18 protein-coding genes and 2 pseudogenes are annotated in these 18783 nt (G+C 72.1%); 9 read left to right on the top strand and 11 right to left on the bottom strand.

What is annotated here, in order from left to right; translation table 11 throughout:
• Position 1: 1 nt before the first annotated feature.
• The 5 genes from AB0I68_RS31530 (at position 2) to AB0I68_RS31510 (ending at position 5826) form a co-directional block, all read left to right on the top strand.
• The gene (locus tag AB0I68_RS31530) at positions 2–832 is read left to right on the top strand and encodes a hypothetical protein (protein WP_363180786.1); all 831 of its coding nucleotides are present in this window, start codon (positions 2–4) and stop codon (positions 830–832) included.
• A 19-nt stretch (positions 833–851) separates the two neighbouring features.
• Positions 852–1577 carry a response regulator transcription factor gene (locus AB0I68_RS31525; RefSeq protein WP_363180785.1) on the top strand — a complete coding sequence of 242 codons (726 nt, stop codon included), beginning with the start codon at positions 852–854 and terminating at the stop codon, positions 1575–1577.
• 1 nt (position 1578) lies between these two features.
• Positions 1579–3087, top strand: coding sequence for a HAMP domain-containing sensor histidine kinase (locus AB0I68_RS31520; RefSeq protein WP_363180784.1), 1509 nt, complete (start codon positions 1579–1581; stop codon positions 3085–3087).
• A 365-nt stretch (positions 3088–3452) separates the two neighbouring features.
• Positions 3453–4130 carry a macro domain-containing protein gene (locus AB0I68_RS31515; RefSeq protein WP_363180783.1) on the top strand — a complete coding sequence of 226 codons (678 nt, stop codon included), beginning with the start codon at positions 3453–3455 and terminating at the stop codon, positions 4128–4130.
• Between the two features lie 73 nt (positions 4131–4203).
• Complete coding sequence (locus AB0I68_RS31510; protein WP_363180782.1) at positions 4204–5826, top strand: ADP-ribosyltransferase domain-containing protein; 1623 nt, start codon at positions 4204–4206, stop codon at positions 5824–5826.
• Between the two features lie 502 nt (positions 5827–6328).
• On the opposite strand, the gene AB0I68_RS31505 is transcribed toward AB0I68_RS31510, so the two are convergent.
• Positions 6329–7165, bottom strand: a complete 837-nt coding sequence (locus AB0I68_RS31505) for a hypothetical protein (RefSeq protein WP_363180781.1) — start codon at positions 7163–7165, stop codon at positions 6329–6331.
• A 301-nt stretch (positions 7166–7466) separates the two neighbouring features.
• On the opposite strand from AB0I68_RS31505, the gene AB0I68_RS31500 reads away from it, so the two are divergent.
• On the top strand, positions 7467–8060 hold the full coding sequence (locus tag AB0I68_RS31500) for a hypothetical protein (RefSeq protein ID WP_363180780.1): 594 nt from the start codon (positions 7467–7469) through the stop codon (positions 8058–8060).
• 468 nt (positions 8061–8528) lie between these two features.
• Positions 8529–8948: an SSI family serine proteinase inhibitor gene (locus AB0I68_RS31495; RefSeq protein WP_363180778.1), complete on the top strand. Its 420-nt coding sequence runs from the start codon at positions 8529–8531 to the stop codon at positions 8946–8948.
• A gap of 148 nt (positions 8949–9096) precedes the next feature.
• Here the strand turns inward: AB0I68_RS31495 and AB0I68_RS31490 are convergent.
• A pseudogene (locus tag AB0I68_RS31490) lies at positions 9097–9899 on the bottom strand (lantipeptide synthetase); the annotation flags it as partial.
• 227 nt (positions 9900–10126) lie between these two features.
• Positions 10127–10363 (bottom strand): hypothetical protein, encoded by a 237-nt coding sequence (locus AB0I68_RS31485; RefSeq protein WP_363180776.1) that lies wholly within the window; start codon positions 10361–10363, stop codon positions 10127–10129.
• A 131-nt stretch (positions 10364–10494) separates the two neighbouring features.
• Here AB0I68_RS31485 and AB0I68_RS31480 point away from each other — a divergent pair, with 131 nt between their 5' ends.
• The gene (locus AB0I68_RS31480) at positions 10495–11346 is read left to right on the top strand and encodes a GNAT family N-acetyltransferase (protein ID WP_363180775.1); all 852 of its coding nucleotides are present in this window, start codon (positions 10495–10497) and stop codon (positions 11344–11346) included.
• Positions 11347–11673: 327 nt separating this feature from the next.
• Here AB0I68_RS31480 and AB0I68_RS31475 read toward each other — a convergent pair whose 3' ends face one another.
• Both AB0I68_RS31475 and AB0I68_RS31470 read right to left on the bottom strand, forming a co-directional pair.
• The gene (locus tag AB0I68_RS31475; protein ID WP_363180818.1) at positions 11674–11877 is read right to left on the bottom strand and encodes a cold-shock protein; all 204 of its coding nucleotides are present in this window, start codon (positions 11875–11877) and stop codon (positions 11674–11676) included.
• Positions 11878–12050: 173 nt separating this feature from the next.
• Positions 12051–12233, bottom strand: a complete 183-nt coding sequence (locus tag AB0I68_RS31470) for a hypothetical protein (protein WP_363180774.1) — start codon at positions 12231–12233, stop codon at positions 12051–12053.
• 149 nt (positions 12234–12382) lie between these two features.
• Here AB0I68_RS31470 and AB0I68_RS31465 point away from each other — a divergent pair.
• Positions 12383–12661: pseudogene (locus AB0I68_RS31465) on the top strand (hypothetical protein); the annotation flags it as partial.
• Here AB0I68_RS31465 and hisC read toward each other — a convergent pair.
• The 6 genes from hisC to AB0I68_RS31435 form a co-directional block, all read right to left on the bottom strand.
• Complete coding sequence (gene hisC, locus AB0I68_RS31460) at positions 12579–13649, bottom strand: histidinol-phosphate transaminase (protein WP_363180773.1); 1071 nt, start codon at positions 13647–13649, stop codon at positions 12579–12581. The pseudogene AB0I68_RS31465 and the gene hisC sit on opposite strands and share 83 nt — an antisense overlap.
• A 66-nt stretch (positions 13650–13715) precedes the next feature.
• The gene (locus AB0I68_RS31455; protein ID WP_363180772.1) at positions 13716–14996 is read right to left on the bottom strand and encodes an ATP-grasp domain-containing protein; all 1281 of its coding nucleotides are present in this window, start codon (positions 14994–14996) and stop codon (positions 13716–13718) included.
• 34 nt (positions 14997–15030) lie between these two features.
• Positions 15031–15870: a TauD/TfdA family dioxygenase gene (locus AB0I68_RS31450; RefSeq protein ID WP_363180770.1), complete on the bottom strand. Its 840-nt coding sequence runs from the start codon at positions 15868–15870 to the stop codon at positions 15031–15033.
• Positions 15852–17102, bottom strand: coding sequence for an MFS transporter (locus AB0I68_RS31445; RefSeq protein WP_363180769.1), 1251 nt, complete (start codon positions 17100–17102; stop codon positions 15852–15854). Before AB0I68_RS31445 ends, AB0I68_RS31450 begins: the two co-directional genes overlap by 19 nt.
• Complete coding sequence (locus AB0I68_RS31440) at positions 17096–18505, bottom strand: FAD-linked oxidase C-terminal domain-containing protein (protein ID WP_363180768.1); 1410 nt, start codon at positions 18503–18505, stop codon at positions 17096–17098. The genes AB0I68_RS31445 and AB0I68_RS31440 overlap by 7 nt, the downstream gene beginning before the upstream one ends.
• Entirely contained in the window at positions 18502–18750 is a 249-nt protein-coding gene (locus AB0I68_RS31435) for a ferredoxin (RefSeq protein ID WP_363180767.1), read from the bottom strand. The genes AB0I68_RS31440 and AB0I68_RS31435 overlap by 4 nt, the downstream gene beginning before the upstream one ends.
• Between the last annotated feature and the right edge of the window lie 33 nt (positions 18751–18783).

Here is an 18783-nt window from a genome sequence, read left to right as displayed (position 1 = left end):
CATGGCACGACGCCGCACCGAACTGGAGAAGCAGCCCGAGGCGGGCAACGACCGGTTCACGCCGTTCGCCGAGGTGTTCACGGCATCGGCCGCCGGGGAGGGCTCCGCCGGGGAGGACCGCTTCCCGGAGGAACTGATCGTGGAACACCCCGTCGCGGACCACGCTCCGGGGTCCGCCTCCGCGGGATCCGCGGCGGACTCCGGTGCGGATCCCGCGGAGATCCTCTCCCGGCCCCCCGACACGCGGGACATCTCGGCGGAACTCTCCGCTCCGCCCCGGGCGCGGCTGCCCTGGCTGACCCTGCTGCTCTCGGGCGGGGTGGTGGCCGGGCTCGCGTTCACCGGGGGCGCCCTGGTCGAGAAGGGCCACCTTCAGGGTGCATCCGGGGCCGGGTCCGGAGGCCGGAACTTCGCCGCCGGGGCGGGCGGTCAGGGGCGTACGGGCTCCGGCCAGGGCGGTACCTGGTCCGGCCAGGGGCAGGGAGCCACCGGGCAGGGGCGCACCGGTACCGGACAGGGCGGGCCCCGGCAGGGCTCCGGGGGCGCGACGGGCAGCCCGGGCGCCGGAGCCGGCGTGACCACCGGTACGGTGAAGCTCGTCGACGGCACCACCCTCTACGTCACCGATGCCCAGGGCGATGTCGTCAAAGTCACCACCGACAACAGCACTCAGGTCACCGAGGCCAAGAGCGGCAAGGTGTCCGACCTCCAGCCGGGTCAGACCGTGACCGTACGCGGCAGTCAGAGCCCCTCCGGCGACGTCGCCGCGACGACCGTCGCCCAGGGCGGCGGCGGGTCCGGCGGCGGCGGGTTCGGCGGCGGCCGGGGCTGAGCTCGACAAGGGAGGACCCATGGACACGGCGACGCCCGAGGCGAGCCTGCTCGTCGTCGACGACGAGCCGAACATCAGGGAGCTGCTGTCCGCCTCACTGCGGTTCGTCGGCTTCAAGGTCACCTCGGCGGCGAACGGTACCGACGCGCTGGCGGCCGTCGCCAAGGAGCGGCCCGACCTGGTGGTGCTCGACGTGATGCTGCCCGATATCAGCGGATTCGCCGTGGTACGGCGTCTGCGCGAGGTGGCCGGCAGCGGCTCCGGGGCCGACCATCTGCCGGTGCTCTTCCTCACCGCGAAGGACGGAGTCGACGACAAGATCAGCGGACTCACGGCCGGCGGCGACGACTACGTCACCAAGCCGTTCAGCCTGGAGGAGCTGATCGCCCGGATCCGCGCGATCCTGCGTCGCACCGGCGGCCCGGCGGGCGAGGGCAGGCTGATCGCGGGCGACCTCGAACTGGACCCGGTGGGCCACCAGGTGCTGCGCGGCGGACGGCCCGTCTCCCTGTCGCCCACCGAGTTCAAACTGCTCGCGTACCTGATGACCCATGCCGATCGCGTCGTCTCCAAGATGCAGATCCTCGAGCACGTATGGGCGTACGACTTCGGCGGCGACCTCAGCATCGTCGAGTCGTACATCTCCTACGTGCGCCGCAAGGTGGACTCGGGCGCGGACGGCGCCGCCAAGCTCATCCACACCGTCCGCGGCATCGGGTACGTCCTGCGCCGCCCGCAGACCTGACATGGCAGGGCGTCTTCCCGGTGGGCGGGGGCGGACGAGGCGGCTGGCGCACCTGATCGCGGGCCTGTCCCTGCGCTCGCGGCTCGTGCTGCTCTCGATGGCCCTGGTCGCGCTCGGGCTGACGGTCAGCGACACCGTCGTACTCGGCTCGGTGCGCGCTCAGCTGGTGGGGCGGGTGAACCAGCAGCTCGAGCGGTACGGGGACTCGGTGGCGTACCGGGTCCGGGCCGAAGGCACCCCGCAGCCGCACCTGGGCCGGGCGGGCGGCGGGCGGCCGTGGCTGCCGAGCCAGTACGTGGTGGCATTCGCCGACGCCGACGGCTCGGTCTCCGACCAGTTCCGGCAGCCCGTCGCCGCCGGGGATCCCGGCCCGCTGTGGCCGGCGATGGACGGGGCGCAGCTGCGGGCCAGGCTCGGGCGGCCGTTCGAGGTCCCGAGCGACCACGGTGGCGGCACCTGGTGGGTGCTGGTCGTGCCGGTGGGCAGCGACGACCCGGCACTGCCCACCGGAGTCGTGGTCGCGGCCCCACTGGACGATGTGTCCTCGACCCTCGACCACCTGGCCACCGCCTTCGAACTCATCGGCGTCATGGTGTCGCTGCTGCTCGCCGCAGCCGGCTGGTTCGCGGTACGGGCCGGACTGCGACCGCTGCGGCGGATCGAGGAGACCGCGGCGGAGATCTCCGCCGGGCGCCCCCTCTCGCACCGCATGCCGGACGCCTCGCCCCGTACCGAGACCGGCCGGCTCACCAGCGCCCTCAACGGAATGCTCGCGCAGATCGAATCGGCGTTCGCGGTCCGCGCCGAATCCGAGGACCAGATGCGGCGCTTCGTCGCCGATGCCAGTCACGAACTGCGCACACCACTGGCCGGAATCCGGGGCTTCGCCGAGCTGTACCGGATGGGCGCCCTCGCCGACGAGGCAGACGTGAAACGGTCCATGGCCCGTATCGAGAGCGAGGCGGTGCGGCTCAGCGGTCTGGTCGAGGACCTGCTGACCCTGGTCCGCATGGACGAGCAGCGTCCGCTGGAGCTCGCCCCGATGGACCTGCGCACCCTCGCGGTCGACGCCCTGCACGACACCCAGGCGCTGGACCCCGCGCGCGAGGTGACGCTGACCGGTCCGGGCGGCGTCGGCCTGCCCGGCCCCGCACCGGTGAACGGCGACGAGGCTCGACTGCGCCAAGTCGTCGCCAACCTGGTCGGCAACGCCGTCACCCACACCCCCGCGGGGACCCCGGTGCGCATCGGAGTGGGCAGTGCGGGCGGGCACGAAGTGATCGAGGTCGCCGACTCCGGGCCGGGTCTCACGCCCGAGCAGGCGGCCCGGGTCTTCGAGAGGTTCTACCGGGTGGACGCCTCGCGCAGCCGGCAGGCGGGCGGCGGGGCGGGCCTCGGCCTGGCCATCGCCTCCGCGCTCGTCCAGGCCCATGGGGGCGGGCTGGAACTGGAGACGTCACCGGGCGGGGGAACACTGTTCCGCGTCCGCCTGGAGTCGGCCGGACCCTGATCGTACGGCGACTGCACGCTTTCCCGTTCGGATGCCGGCCGGGTGGCGCTGCGTCGGGGCCGACGCCGACTGCGGGGTGGCGACGGGGCGGCCGTGCCCCGCAGCAACGCAACGTCGCGGACGCCTTCGCCGTCTCCGCGGAAGGCATCGTGCGTGGCTGCCGCCACGGCTCCGGAGGGGCGCCGAGCCGATCCGGGCGAGGCCGCGCCGGCACGCCACTGGCGGCCGGCGCCCGGCAGGCGCTGTGACGGCTCTGCGACGACGCTGTGACGGCATGTCATCGTCCCCTCCCCACGACGGCGTTGTCAGTGGTGGCCGATAGCGTCGGAGGTGTTGGAAGGACCGTTTCCCGACAGGAGTGGACGATGACCGAGAACCATGTGCAGCCCGCGCTCAGGGTGGTACTGACCGACGTCAACGAGCGTGTGGTGGAGGCGTGGCGGGCGGCATTCGCGGACACCCCCGGGATCGAGATCCGCAGGGGTTCGATCCTCGACGAGGATGTCGACGCCTGGGTCACTCCGACCAACTCCCGGGGCCGGATGGACGGCGGGGTCGACGCAGTCATCAAGCGGCACCTCGGAGCCGGCATCCAGCTGCGCGTGCAGCGGGCGATCCGCGACCGGTTCGCCGGGACCCTCCCGGTGGGCAGCGCCGTCTGCGTCCCGTCTGGTGCCACCGTCCCGCGCTACCTGATATCGACGCCGACCATGGTGCAGTCCTCGCAGAACGTGAGGGACACGCTGAACGTGGCCCTGGCGTGCGCCGCCGCGTTCCAGGCCGTCCACCGGCAGAATCGTCAGGTGCCGGGCAGCATCCGCTCGGTGGCGCTGGTCGGGATGGGCGCGCAGACCGGCCGGGTGCCGGCCCGGGTCTGCGCCAACCTGATGTGGACCGGCTTCACGCTCTTCCACGACCACTGGTTCGAGGACGACGACCAGCTGCGCGCCACGATCACCGAGCAGCTCGACGGCATCGAGAACGCGCCGGTCGCGGAGCGGGTGCGCATCGTGCCGCCGAAAGGGCATTCCTTTCGCCCCTGATCCCGTCCAGAGCGCCGGTCAGCCCGCCGGCCACCTCCATCCCTCAGGTACGACAACCGGGAGCCCTTCCCCCATGAGCGACGACGCCACCACCACCCCGGCCCAGCCCGACGCGAACGACCCGCTGGGCCTCACCGAACTCTTCAAGGGTGGCGGTGAACCCTGGCTTCCGCTCCTGAAGCCCGTCATCGAAGCGCAGCCGGATGCCGCCCGGTTCATCGGCCAGGGCCGCAGCCCGGAGGTCGTCCCGATCCGTGAGCTGACCTTCCAGGCGCTCAAGCCCAACCCGCCGCACAAGTGGAAGGTCGTCGCCTTCGGCCAGAACCCGTACCCGCGGCCGGAGAGCGCCACCGGGATAGCCATGTTCGACAACACCTTCAACGACTGGAAGGACAGCCAGTTCGGCAGGGTCGTCAGCATCCGCTGCATCATCAAGGCGGCCGCGATGTGGAAATACGGCATCGCCAAGAAGACGCCCATCGCCGACGTCCGCGCCCTGTTGAAGGAGCGGGACACGGTCCAGCCGCCGGAGTGGTTCCAGGCGATGCTCACGCAGGGCGTGCTGCTGCTGAACGCCTCGCTCACGGCCAGCGGCGACGGGGCGATGGGGGCCGACCAGCACACCACGTTCTGGCGGCCCGTCGCCGAACGGATCGTGGAGGAGATCCTCAAGGCCAAGCAGGACGCCGACGAGGAGGACCGCGGCGTCGTGTTCGCCTGGTGGGGCGCCCACGCCCGCAACCTGAAGAAGGTCGTCCTGCGGCTCCAGGAGAAGTACCCGGACGTCGAGGTCCGGCACATCGATCACGCCAACCCCGCGGCCCAGGGCGACATCTTCTGCGAGGGCGACCACTTCGCCATGGTGAACGCGGCCCTCGCGTCGCTCGGCGCCGAGGGGATCGACTGGCTGCCCAGCAAGGGGTGGAACGACGGGGCGGCAGGGGCCGGCGGTGCGGACGAGGACGTCACGGCGCGCATGGGGGCCTTCATCGCGTCGACGATGGAACTGCACCAGCTGTACCTGGAGCGGCTCACCAGCGTCAAGGACGAGGGGCTCGTCCTCCCGGCGATCACCGGTGTGTTCGACACCCCGCTGATGGACTTCCAGGATGCCCTCGCCCCGGTCGCCGACGTGCTGCTCGGGCTGGGCCGGCACATCGACCGGTCCCACGAGTTCGGCAAGCGGCGGGCGGACGAGACGGCCGGCCACGTGTCCGCCGACGCCATCGCCGCGCTCTACCTCTACACCTGCGAATCCGCCTTCTACCGCGAGATCAACGCCGTCCTCCGCTCCCCGGACCGAACCAAGGTCGTGCCCTACCTCCCGTACCTGCGGCTGCTGTTCTCGGCGGTCTCGGGGCTGCCGGCCCGTACCCAGCCGCTCTGGCGCGGTGTGTCGCTGGACCTGCGGGCGCAGTACCCGGTCGGGCGGACGGTGACCTGGTGGGGCGTGTCCTCGTGCACCTCCGAGCTGAGCGTGGCCCGGTCCTTCCTGGGGAGCCGCGGCAAGCGGACGCTCTTCGAGGTGACGCCCGCCCGGGCGGTGGGGATCCGGAGCTTCTCCGCCTTCACCGGCGAGGAGGAATACATCCTCGCGCCGGGCACCCAGCTCAAGGTGACGGACGTGAAGACCGAACGCGGCGGCCTGTGCACGATCAAGCTGACCGAAGAGGAGGCCGCGCCCCTCGTCTCCTGACCGCCCGCCCCGGGCCCGCGGCCCCGGGCCCCGTGGTCCAGGGCCGCGGCCCCCGGACGCCGGCTCCCGGTCCTGCATGCACGCGTCCGCCACGCCCGCGCTTGCCTCGGCCAGGCGCTGTGCGTCCTCAGCCCCACGAGCAGGTGCGGGGCCGGCCGCGGCCGCCCCACGGGTGCCCGGCATCGGAAACAGCCACGCCCAGGGTTGCAGCATGGGGGCCACTGTGACCGCCACACACAGGCCGACGACCAGCGAATACGACGCGAGACTCCCCACGGACGCGAACCGGACGCAGGGCGTCCACGTCGGCGGTCGGTAGAGGGAGAAGAGCACCGCAAGAAGCGTCACCCCGATGTATCCGGCGAACCACTGCCACGAACCTTGCGCGAGCATGGCCGTCAGCACGGCGCCGAGTGCAATGCCGATGACCCCCGGCTGACCGGGAGGGTCACGGCCCGCGCTGTGGATGCCGGGCTCCGGGCTCCTGTCCGGCACAACACGCTCAGGGGCGCTCGAAGAACTGGAGGACTCCCCCGGCCGAGAAGCAGAGCGCCCCCGTCAGAGTGCCCCAGTTGGCGATGTCCTCGTTCACGGGACTTCCGGTCGCGGGACGGGTGAAGGCCGCCAGCGCCGAGATGAGGAAGAGTACGGAGCCGAGCTGATTGATCGCGACGATCCACCAGCTGAGGTCGCGGGCGCGGACGCCTGGCCGGCCATGGCAGACCTCGACCAGCGCGAGGTGTCCCGAGACCAGGAACAGGATGCACCCGACCATGTCGGGCGCCCAGATCAGCCTGTTCACCTGCTGCAGCGAGAGCCCCTGCAGCAGGGAACTCAGCAGGTTGATGCCGAACACAAGGGTGCCCACGAACAGCACGAAGGTACTCAGCCAGTCGATCCGGTAGGGCTCGTAGCTCCACCATGCCCAGGGCCGTGCGGCCAGCGAGGCCGCGTCGGCCTCCGGGCGAGGGGCGTTGATCGCCTGGAGCAGTGAGGCGTAGCCGCCGGTGTTGAAGAACAGGCCGCCGGCAAAGTAGATCCGGGCGCCTGTTGCGCCGCTCGAGCCGAACTGGGCGACCCAGGCCCCGAGGGCGAAGAGGGCTCCGCCGACGGTGAACGCAAGCGCGGCGACCGCGTTGAGCCTGCGCAGGCGGCCGGCCGACACGCTGTCAACGGTTTGGGCACGCGGCTCGATCTCGCCCGCAGCACGCACGGTGAGCAGGCCGCGCTTGCGCGCCGGACGGGACTCCCAGACGGCGGTGCCGCCCTCCGCGGGGCGCCAGGCCCGCCGGGTTGTGAATGGTCCCGCTCCCCCGGAGCGCCCTTCGGTTTGACTCACCCGCCGACCTTAGCCCCCGGCCTCCGGAAGTCCGCGAACGTAGATGGTGACACCGGCGATCGTCACCTCCTCCGCGCGGCCGCCGCCGGGCCGCAAGACCGCGCCCACCGCGGCAGGTCCCACGAGCTCCCGCGAGCTCCCACGAGCTCCCGCGGTGATCGGCCAGGCCTGCCTGCTGCTGCGACGGGACCGTCACACAGGCGTGGCGAACCGTGATCATCCGGCGGGGTAGGGTCGGCGAGCCGGTTGGCGCAGGGGCGCTGCCGGCTGCCGGACATCCAAAACTCGGGGGATTCACATCGTGACGACCAACCGCCTGCTCCGCACTGCCGCGCCGATCGCGCTGGCGGCCCTGGCGCTCACCGCCTGCGGGCCGGAAAACAACGGACCGGCCGCCACGCAGAAGGGGACGTTCACCGAACCGCTCGCGCTGAAGACGCCGGCGGACGTGTCCGAGACGCACTTCCCGGACAACGCGAAGACCCAGCTGAGCGTCACCCCGGTCTCCGTCGTCAAGGGAGACAAGGCCGCGGTGGAAAAGCTCGGCGTCGGGCTGCTGGAGGGCAAGACGCCCTACTACGTCACCACCACGTACGCGCACAAGGGCGGTGCGGCGGACCTCGGCAGCTTCAACCACAAGCTGCTGCTGCACGGCACCGACCGGCAGAGCGCGTACTTCTCCGCCCCTTCCTGGGGGACCAAGTTCGAGCCCTGCCAGGAGGCTTCCGACGGCGACATGCGCCTGGCCGACGGCAAGTCCGTCACCACCTGCGAGATCTACCTGGTGCCGGAAAACGTGCAGCCCGTGTTCGTCGGCTTCCAGGGCGACCGCGACGACCGCTCCCCGAGCCACGAGACCGGTACCGCGCCCGAGGTCGTCTGGAAGGTCGGCTGACGGTCGAGCGCGACACCGCGGTGGGGCCCGGTCCCAGGTGACGCTCTTCACCGCGTCCGTTCCGCGCGAGGGGCTGCGGCCCCTGCGCGACCCGGACGCGGTGAGGTTCACGGCGACGAGCGGAGAGTTCGTCGGCCGGGACCGGGTGCGTCCGGCGAATGCGGAACGGCACTATCCGGTCAGCCTGGATGGCCGTTCGATGAACCGCCCGCGGCTGACAGCAGGTCAACGGCCTGCGAACGGCACGTCACGCCCCGCTTCACCCTCGGTCCGCGCATGGTCGCGAGGGGCGCACACCCCGCATGAGCTGCCCGAACGACCATTCGGTCGCCGACATTCGAATGATGTGTCCGTAAATCGGTCATCGATGTGCGCGCACCCTTCGCACCAGAGAGACTCAGCAGCGCCCAGTCGATATAGCGCAGCCAAATGCTGCACCTCTCCTTCGAATTGAAAGCGAGTTCTGTCGTGCGTCACCGCATCGCTGCTGTCTCTGCCGCTGCCTTCCTCTCTCTGACCGGCGCCACCGGCATCGCGCAGGCACAGCCCTCGAGCCTGTACGCCCCGTCCGCCGTGGTCCTCGCTGTCGCCCAGGGAGAGGACGGGGCCACCGTCGTACGAGCGTCCGCCCTCAGCTGCGCACCGACCGCCCAGGGCACGCACCCCGACCCCCGGGCTGCCTGTGCGGCCCTCACCGCCACCGCCGGCGCCCTTGACACCCTCCTCGCAGCCCCGGACCCGAACCGCGTCTGCCCGATGCACTACGCCCCCGTCACCGTCACCGCGGACGGCGTCTGGCGGGGCAGCCGCATCTCCTGGAAGCACACCTTCCCCAATGCGTGCGCCATGTCCGCGACCCTCAACGGGAACGCCCTCTTCGCGTTCTGACCGCTCCACCCGGGCCGCCGTAAGCCACCCCGTCCGCCTCCGTACCCGTCCGGGCACGGAGGCGGACGCGTGCCGGGGCGAGACGGCCGGCGGAAACCGTGGGCATCTCGCCCAAGTTGCCCGTACGCCCCCGCACGCCCCTCGGAGCCGCGTCGGCGCCGTCGGCAGCGAGGCCGGCGTACGGCCGGGCCTCCTTGAGGACCACGGGCTCGCCGGTGCGGCTGTCCTTGCCGAGGTAGACGCCGCCGCCGTTGGAGAAGTGCAGCGCCCGCTCCACCGTGAAGGCGATGCCGGTCAGGGTGACCGCGGAGCGCGCTGCGCGGTGCGACTTGAGGAAGGCGGGCAGTTCGAGCCACTCGCGCGGCTGGGGACCGGTCCGCGCCGGTCCGGTACGAGCCGCCCGTCGGGGGCCTCGATCGCCGGGACCAGTTCGCCGTGCTCGTCGTGGCAGTGCCGCAGGGTGAAGCTGCCGTACCGCAGGTGGACCGGTCCGGCGCCCCAGCGCAGATCGCTGAGGATGTACGGGCCGGCCGCCCCCGCCGGCGAGGCGTCGAGGTCCTCCGCGATCCGGCGGCACTGCTCCTCGTCGGCCGGGTACACGGTGATGAACTTCCCGCTCGCCGCACGGTCGGCGTACTTGGCGTTGCGCAGGTGCAGCAGGTACCGGCTCGGTATGAACTTGAAGGCGATGCGCCGGGCGGTGCGGTACTCGTACACCGTCGTCAGCAGCGATTCGGCGTTGTCGAGCCTGGCCGAGACGTGGATCTTCCAGCCCTGAGCGGGCAGTTCGGCGCCGACGGGACGCGGTGCGAGCCAGTCGCCGCTCCGGTGCGAGCGCCACCCCGGCGCGGCGGGGGCGTCGGCGGCCGGACAGCTCTCGCCGACCCGCCGGTACGGAGCGTCGTAGAACCAGCGGTCGGCGTCGCAGAAGGCGGCGTACCCCTTGTTCACACCTGCTCCCTCGGTCGGCGGCAGGCCCGACGGTGTCACGCCTGGCAGGCGCGCCGACAGTCACCGCTGTCACCGGTGGGGTGTGCAGTACTCACGAGTCACAAGGCTCCGCTTCCCGTCACGTCCGCCCGGCTCCGGGGCGGCAGGCGGGGCAGGAGCACACCGGGCGACAGGCCCGGCAGCAGGTTCCCGTGGACGGCCCGGTGTGTTGCCCGATGCGGCACTGGCTAGTGCGGAGTCCAGGTGAATTTGCCGCCGCCGACCCACCGAACCACGTCCAGGTCGTCGAGGTCGTGGATCGGGATCCCCGCCTCCGCGGCGACCAGCAGCACATCCGTCATCGACATCGCCCTGCCGACGAACTCTCCGTCGACCTCGACGATACGAAAGGGCGGGTTGCCGGGTTGAACGCCCAGTACGGTGATCCGCGCCGGGGAGATGTGAGGTGCCGAGCCTTCGGTCATGCGGAAACGGTTCCACGTCGTGACCTGTGACGGGCACGACGACACGTTCCGAGAGCCGATGTTCTTCGTCGCCGTGGTTGAGGGGTGGATATCCGGCACGCGCTGTCGGTACCGCTGCCTAGGGTGGGCGGATGACCGAGATGGAGATCGTGGCCGGCCGGGGCGAGTGGCGAGGCGGGTTCGAGGAGCGGGTGCTGGCCGGGTACCGGGCGGCGGGGTGCTCGGAGCCGCTGGCCCGGGCCCTGCTGGAACGGGCGTTGAAGGGAATCGACGACTGGACGGTGGCCACGGACGGCACCGGGTGGATCGCGGTCGGGGTGACGGAGGAGAACGGGGCGACCGTGGGCCGGATACACGACCTGACGGTGCCGCGGGGGCGCGAGTGGGCCGAGCGGTGGTGTGCCGAGCACGGCGCGCAGCGCGCGGAGGTCCGGCTCACCGGCGGAGCGGGAGCCTTCGCCGACTATCCCGTACGGAGACAGAACCGGATGCGTGCCGTGTCCGAGAGGCCTGAGCTGCCACCGGGTCTGACGGTACGCAGGCTCACCGAGGAGGAGTATCCGGGCTGGTATGCCGGTGAGGAGGCCGCCTACATCGCGGACATCGTCCGGGCCGGGGCGCTGACCCCGGCGGAGGCCAAGGCGAAGTCCGACGAGGACTTCGCCCGCCACCTCCCGCAGGGATACCTGACCCCGGGTCACGCCTTCTATGCCCTGGAGGCCGACGGCCGGGTGGTCGGCACCGGCTGGGTGAACCACGGCTTCCTGCCGGGCGTGACCTTCGGCTTCTCGCTGGAGGTGTACGAGGAGCACCGCGGCAGGGGCTACGGCCGGGCCGCGATGGCCGTCGGCGAGTGGGCCACCAGGCAGGGCGGCGACGAGGCGATGATGTTCAACGTCTTCGGCGGCAACGAGGTCGCGATGAGCCTGTACGACCGCACCGGCTTCGCCGTGCTGGACGAGTACCGCTCGATCGACCTTTAGGTGCTGCGACCGGGAAGGTTTCCGGATGAGCCGGAGCGGCCAGCAGGGCTGCCGCGCTCATCCGGGGCCGCTGCACCGGGAAGTCGACGCGGAAGAGGTGCCGGCACAGCCGCGGCACCAGCCGGTCGGCGGCCGGGGGAAGCCGCCCGGCACCTGTACGGCGCGGCACGGTGTGCGGTGACGTGGCCGAGCTGCGGCCTCTCGACCGGCGCTTCGATGAGCGGGTACCGCCGCGGTCACGGCGACGTCCCGCGCGTGCCTGTGGGCGGATGGGATGCGCGAGGCTCCCGGAGCCCTGCTCCGGGAGCCTCGCGAACCGGTCGTGGGTCAGGCGACCGTGATGTTCTCCGCCTGCGGGCCCTTCTGGCCCTGCGTGACGTCGAAGGTCACGGCCTGGCCTTCCAGAAGCTCACGGTATCCGGAGGAGTTGATGTTGGAGTAGTGCGCGAAGACGTCCGGGCCGCCGCCGTCCTGCTGGATGAAGCCGAAGCCCTTTTCGGAGTTGAACCACTTCACGGTTCCGCTGGCCATGTTCATGCCTCTCAGTCGATGTCGGGGCCGCACCGCGCGGCCCCGGGAGGTGATCGCCCTGGTCCGGCACTGCACAGCAGAATGCCCACGCCAGGGCGCGGGCAGGGACTGCGAACCACGACAGCTGACGCTGACGCTACACGTCGGAACGTCCTGTCACCAGAGAGCGACGATCACTGGTTGCAGGAGGTGGGGAGAACAGCCGTCCAGGAGTCCAGGACCGGGGGGTGACGGTTCGGCAGGCGGATGACGTGCGCACGGCGCTCCCGCTCGCGCCACGCGCCGGAGGACTGCCCGGCCCGGATGTCCGCCTCGGTGGCCCAAGCCGCCGACAGGGACCGCACGGTGTCCGTCATGCCCGCCGGCCACCCCACGGCCCGCCCCTCCCCCGCGTGGCCAATGGCCGGGACACTGGCCCGGACGCCACTGCCGGCGAAGCCGTGCAGAGGCGGGCAGAGGCGGGCAGAGGCGCGGCCAGAGGCGGGTATACCGAGGCCGCTTCCTCGACGGCATCACCCGGCAGACGGTCATCGCACTCGCCGCCGGCCTCGGCGTCGAGGTGGTCGAGCGCCGGATCGACCCGGGCGAACTCGGCCGCGCCGAGGAGGTCTTCCCGGTCGCGGACACCGGCTACGGTGCGCACGCCGGCTTCCGCCACGGCCTGGCGGCGGTGAGCCCTTCGCCGCCGGTGCCGGTCCGGATCAAGCCGGCAGGGCGCTCGCGTCGCTGCACTGGGCGGCCGCGCAGAGGAACGCGTCGTTCTCCTCCGGCAGGCCGACGGTGACACGGATGCCGTCCCCCGGGAAGGCCCGGACCAGAACGCCGTGGCGGGCGCAGAAATCGGCGAATTCCGTGGCACGTTCGCCCAGGGGGAGCCAGAGGAAGTTGGCCTGGGACGGCGGCACCGGGTATCCGGATTCGAGGAGGCGGGTGTGCAGCCGGTCCCGTTCCCGGACCACCTCCGCGCACCGGGCCCGTACTTCGTCGGGGTGGTCGAGTACGGCGAGGGCCGCGGCCTGGGCGAGGCGGCTGACCGCGAAGGGGACGGACACCTTGTGCAGCGCGGACACCACGGCGGGCGGTGCCACGCAGTACCCGATTCGGACTCCGGCCAGCCCGTAGGCCTTGGAGAAAGTGCGCAGCACCGCCACGTTCTGCCGCGTACGGGACAGCGCGATGCCGTCCGGCACGCCCGGGTCGGTGACGAACTCCCGGTAGGCCTCGTCGAGTACGACCAGGACCCGGTCGGGCATCCGGTCCAGGAAGTCGTGCAGTTCGCGGGTGCGTACCGCCGTCCCGGTGGGGTTGTTGGGGTTGCAGACGAAGACGACCCGGGTGGCCGGGGTGATCGCGTCGAGCATCGCCGCGAGGTCGTGGCGGTGTTCCGCGTCGAGGGGGACGGTACGGACGCGGACCCCGGTGGCCCGGGCGAAGACCGGGTAGGCCTCGAAGGAGCGCCAGGCGCACAGGACTTCGTCCTCCGGGCCGCAGACGGCCTGGATCAGGTCGCGGCAGAGGCTGACCGACCCGCAGCCGACTGCGATCCACGGCTCGGGGACGGCGAGGTCCGCCGCCAGCCGGCTCACCAGGGTGTCGGAGAACCACTCGGGGTAGCGGTGGCCTTCGACGGCGGCCCGGGCGATCGCCTCGACGACCGAGGGCGGGGGCGGCAGCGGCACTTCGTTGGAGTTGAGCAGGACGGCGTCGGGTGCCGTCCCGGGGATGTTGTAGTCGGGGATGGCGGCCAGGTCGGCGCGGACAGGAACGCCCATGGGGCTCCTCAGGGTCGGCGGGCGGGCGGTGGGTCACAGCGAAGTGGCGTCACAGCGCAGTGGGCGTCACTGCGGGGCAAGGCGGAAGACGTCGTCGGCCAGCCGCCGGATCCGGTGGTGGTCGGCGATGAGTTGATCCTGGGTGTCGCCGGTCAGGAAGACGCGCAGCGGGCTGGACAGCAGGTCGGTGGTGGGCCGCATCCGGTCGCCGGGGGCCAGCCGGGGTACGGCCAGGTGCACGGTGTCCAGGGCGGTGATCCGCGCCAGGGCCTCCTCGTCCACGGCCTCGACCACACCGCTGCGGGTGGTCTGCACGTGCATGACCATCCCCTCGCGGTGTTTGCGGTACATGGTGTCGCCGGGGTACCTCCGCGCGTACTCTTCGGGCCGTACGCAGGCCAGCGCGAGCAGATCGGCCTGGTTGCCGTCGAGACAGGAGTCGTGGTGGCCCGGGTCCATGAGGCCGTCGAGCCTGGCGCCGACCTCCACCAGGACGGGCCCGGCGGCGGTCAGCATGATCTCCGCGTGGGCCGCGCCGAACCGGATGTCCAGGGCGTCGAGAACGGTGTCCAGATAGGCGACGAGGGGCGCGACGGGCGGCGCGCCGGGGTCGAGCAGGACGTCCTTGTCGTAGACCGGCCGGGACCCGATGAGGGTCTTCTCGTACCGCCAGACACCACAGACATGCCGTCCGCCGCCCGGGCCCCTGACGACGTCCACGATGTATTCGGTGCCGTCGAGGAAGGACTGGACGAGGACTTCGGTGTTGTGGCGGCCGAAGATGTCGTGGCTGCCGAGGACTTCGGCGACCGCGGCGCGGGCCTCGTCCGGGCCTCGGCAGACGGAGACCTTGTCGGTGGAGGCCGAGCTGAGCGGTTTGACGACCACCGGGTACCCGGTGGTCTGCGCCCAGGCGAGCACCTCGTCGGGGTCGGACGACTTGAGCTGGTCGGCGCAGCGGATGCCGGCGGCGCGCAGGGCCTCGATCATGCGGTACTTGTCGCGGCGCAGGGCGGAGGTGGCGGAGGGGTTGCCGGGCAGGCCGAGGAGTTCGGCCATCCGGTCGGCCGGCGGGACGCCGGTCTCCTGGCCGGGCAGCACGCCGCACAGCCCGTAGTCGGCCAGTTCCCGGGCGGTGCGGCCGGGGTCGGCCGGGTCCTGGACCACATTCGCCCGGTACGGGCGCAGGTCGGGCGGCGGTACGGAGTCCAGGAACGCGGGGGTGCTCTGGAGGTGGACGACGTCGGCGCCCAGTCGCCGGAAGGCGGCGGGCAGGTACTTGCCGACCGAGTATCCGTCGACGATCACGCCGACGGGCGTGCGGTGGCCGGTGGAGGGCGCGGGCATCGCGAGCCCCTTTCTCGGGTGTGGTCCGGTCATGTCATGCGGCGGCGACGCTGACCCGGTGGACGGTCCGGGAGACGCCGGGCGGCAGGTCGGTGGCGACGTGGTACGTCGTCGCGGTCTTCCACAGCAGCAGGTCGTGCGGGGTCCAGTGGTGGGTGTAGGTGTGGCCGGGATCGGCCAGGAGGGTGTCGACGAGGTCGAAGAACTCCTCGTTCTGGTTGGCGTCGAGCCCTACGACCCGGTCCGTGTAGGCACGGGCCGCGTACAGGAAGCGGCGGCCCGTGTGCGGGTCGCGGCGGACGACGGGGTGTTCCACGGCCGGGTACTGGAGGGCGACCAGGGCGCGCACCTCGGCGATGGACAGGCCCACGTGCTCGGGGGCGATGCGCTGCTGTTTGGTGAGGCCGTGTACTGCGGTGTGGCCCTCGAGGAGCGTCTGCCATCCCCGGGGCAGCCGGTCGTACACGTCGGCGGCGCTCGCGAAGACGGTGTGGCCGCAGTCCTGCGGCACGTTGACGCCGTGCAGCACGGTGTAGGCGCAGGGGTCGGCGTCGAACGAGGAGTCCTGGTGCCAGAAGTGGCCGACCCGCTCGATCCCGACCGGCCGGCCGGCCCTGCGCTCGTTGGACGAGACGAGGATCTCGGCGAACTCGGGGTGGCGCCAGTCGGCCAGCAGGAAGGGGACGGGACGGCCCAGGCGGGCGGCCAGGCCGATCTGCTGCTCGGGGGTGAGGCCGATGCCGCGGACGACGACCAGGTCGCGCCGGTGCAGGGAGTCGCGGAGGTCGTCGAAGACCTCCGGGCGGCTCAGTTCGGCGTGGGTGAGCCCGGTGTATTCGACGCCGATGAAGGGGGTCAGATCGCGCTTGTGCACGGTTCCTCCTTGTGCCAGGTGTACGGGTGGTTGCGGGCGGCGAGCAGCAGCAGGCAGGCCGCGCAGACCGCTGCTCCGGCCACGGCCCACGGGGTGCCGGGGTGGCCGGGGGCGGAGAGGTGCAGGGCGAGTTGCGGGGCCGTGATGAAGGCGAGGTTGACGCCGCCGGAGAACAGGCTCATGTTGTGGTCGGCCGCGGGACCGGAGAGACGGCTGACGTAGTCGAGCAGTCCCGGGAAGACCACGATTTCCCCGGCGGTCCACACGAGGGTGGCGAGCACCAGCCCCGGGCCGGTGTCGGCCAGGGCCATGAGCAGGAACCCCGCGCCGGCCAGCGTGTATCCGGTGAGCAGCGTCGGCAGGTCGCCGACGCGTGCCATCCGGACGTTGAGCGGGACCTCGAACAGGACGATCCCCAGGGCGTTGACGGTGAAGACGATGCCGGCCCAGTAGCCGGGCAGGCCGAGACCGACGATGACGTACGTGCCGACGAAGACCGAGGGCAGGGCGTACGCCAGCTGGAGGGGCAGCGAGAGACCGAACGCGGTCCAGAACCTGGTGCGTTCGGGCAGCGGCTGCCGGTCCCCTCCCCCGGGCGGGGCCGACCCGTCGCGCCCGGCGGCCGCAGCCGCCGGACCGCGGCGGGCCGGGTCGTGGGGGGCCGGGTCGCGGCGGGAGTGCAGGTGGGCGGCAGCCGCCAGGACGCACAGGGCGTTGGCCCAGAACACGGCGTACGGGTCGATCGCGAACAGCAGCGCTCCGAGTACGGGTCCGGCGGCCATGCCGAGGTTGATGGCGAGGCGGTAGCAGGAGAAGGCGACCTTGCGTTCCGCCGGTGCCGACCCGGCGATGGTCGCCGCGTAGGCCGCGGGGGTGACGATCTCGTACGCGAAACCCCACACCAGTACCCCGGCGGCGAGCGCGGGCAGGCCGTGCAGCACGGGCACCACCACGAGCACGGCGGCGCCCAGCAGGAAGCCGCCCTGCATCAGGGTGTGCGGGTGCAGCCGCCCGAGCAGCTTGCCGGCGGCCAGGTCGGCGGCGAGTGCGCCCACCCCGAATCCGGTGACGGTCAGCCCCGCGGTGGCCGCGTCCAGTCCCCCGTTCAGCAGCAGGTGCGGGGCCAGGAAGGGGTAGGCCATGGTGCCGGTGCGGAAGATCAGCGTGGTGAAGAACAGCGTCCGCAAGGGAGCCGGGAGCCCGGCCACGGTCCGCCAGGTCCGGGTCAGCACCGTGTGTCCGGTGCGCCCGAGCGCCGGACGAGCATGCCGCCGGGGTTGAACAGGCCGGCCGGGTCGAGCGCGTCCTTGACCGCCCGGTGGACGCGCAGGCTCACCGGACCCAGTTCCCGCTCGAGCCAGTCCTGCTTGAGCTTGCCGACGCCGTGCTCGCCGGTGATGGTGCCGCCGAGGGCCAGGGCCAGGGCCAGGATCTCGTCGAACGCCGTCCGGGCGCGGGCGTACTCGTGGGCGCTGGAGCGGTCGTAGAGGACGGTGGGGTGCATGTTGCCGTCGCCCGCGTGGCCCACCACCGCGATCGTCAGCCCGGCTTCGGCGCCGATCCTCGTGCAGCCGTCGATGAGTTCGGCGATCCGGGTACGGGGTACGGCCACGTCCTCGGTCATGCAGGCGCCCCGGGCCTCCAGGGCGGTGAGGCTGACCCTGCGGGCGCGGAGCAGCAGCGCTCCCTCCGCCGGGTCCTGCGTGGCATGCGTGTACGCCGCACCGGCCTGCCGGAACAGCCGTTCCATGTGGTCGAGTTCGGCCTCGGCGGCCGGTCCGCCCGCATCGGACTGACACAGCAGCAGGGCTTGGTCCCCGTCGCCGGCCAGATCGGTGCCGAGGTAGGAGGAGGACGCGCGCAGCGAGGTCGCGTCCATGATCTCCATGAGGGAGGGCACCAGGCCGGCCCGTACGATCCGGTTGACGCTGTCGCCCGCCTTGGTCACGGAGTCGAAGGCGGCGATGACGGTGCCGGGCGCCGCGGGCAGCGGCCGCAGGGCCAGGGTGGCCCGCGTGATGACGCCGAGGGTGCCCTCGCTGCCGACGAGGAGGCGGGTGAGGTCGTAGCCGGCCACCCCTTTGACGGTGCGGCGGCCGGTGCGCAGCAGGGAGCCGTCGGCGAGAACCGCCTCCAGGCCGAGGACGTAGTCGCCGGTGACCCCGTACTTGCCGCAGCACAGGCCGCCGGCGTTGGTCGCCAGGTTGCCGCCGAGGGTGCACGTGTCGAGGCTGGACGGGTCGGGCGGGTAGAACAGGCCGTGGGCGGCGGCGGCCGTCTTCAGGTCCTGGTTGACCACCCCGGGCTCGACGACCGCGAGGCGGTTGTCCGCGTCGAGTTCGAGGATCCGGTTCATCCTGGTGCTGACCATGACGACACAGCCGTCGAGGGCGTTGGCGGCGCCGGTCAGTCCCGTTCCGGCACCCCGCGGCACGATCGGGACGCCCGCCGCAGCGCAGGCGCGTACGCAGGCCTGCACCTGCTCGGTCGTCGCCGGCAGGACGACGGCGTGCGGTCGGCCGTACGGGGCCAGCGGCATCATGTCGTGGGCGTAGCCGGCCGTGACGCCGGGGTCGGTGAGCAGGCCGCCGTCACCCACCGCGGCGCGCAGGGCGGCCAGCAGGGTGGCGGTCATGCCGCCGGCCGGGTGTCGGCGGCGTCGGCGTCGGCGTCGGCGTCGGCGTCGGCGTCGGCGACCAGGATCGCCTGGGCAGGGCACAGGTCGGCGGCCTCGTGGACGGCGTCGACGAGGGCCTCGGCCGGTTCGGGGTCCAGCAGCAGGACGACGCCGTCGGCCTCGTCCTGGTCGAACACCTGGGGGGCGGACAGCACGCAGTGGCCCGCGCCGACGCAGCGGTCGGGTTCGAGGGTGATCTTCATGGGGGGCGGCTCCTTCGGGGCACGGCGGAGGGG

This window comes from Streptomyces sp. NPDC050448 (assembly GCF_040655295.1).
Lineage (GTDB): Bacteria > Actinomycetota > Actinomycetes > Streptomycetales > Streptomycetaceae > Streptomyces.
This window is presented reverse-complemented; position numbering and strand designations above follow the sequence as displayed.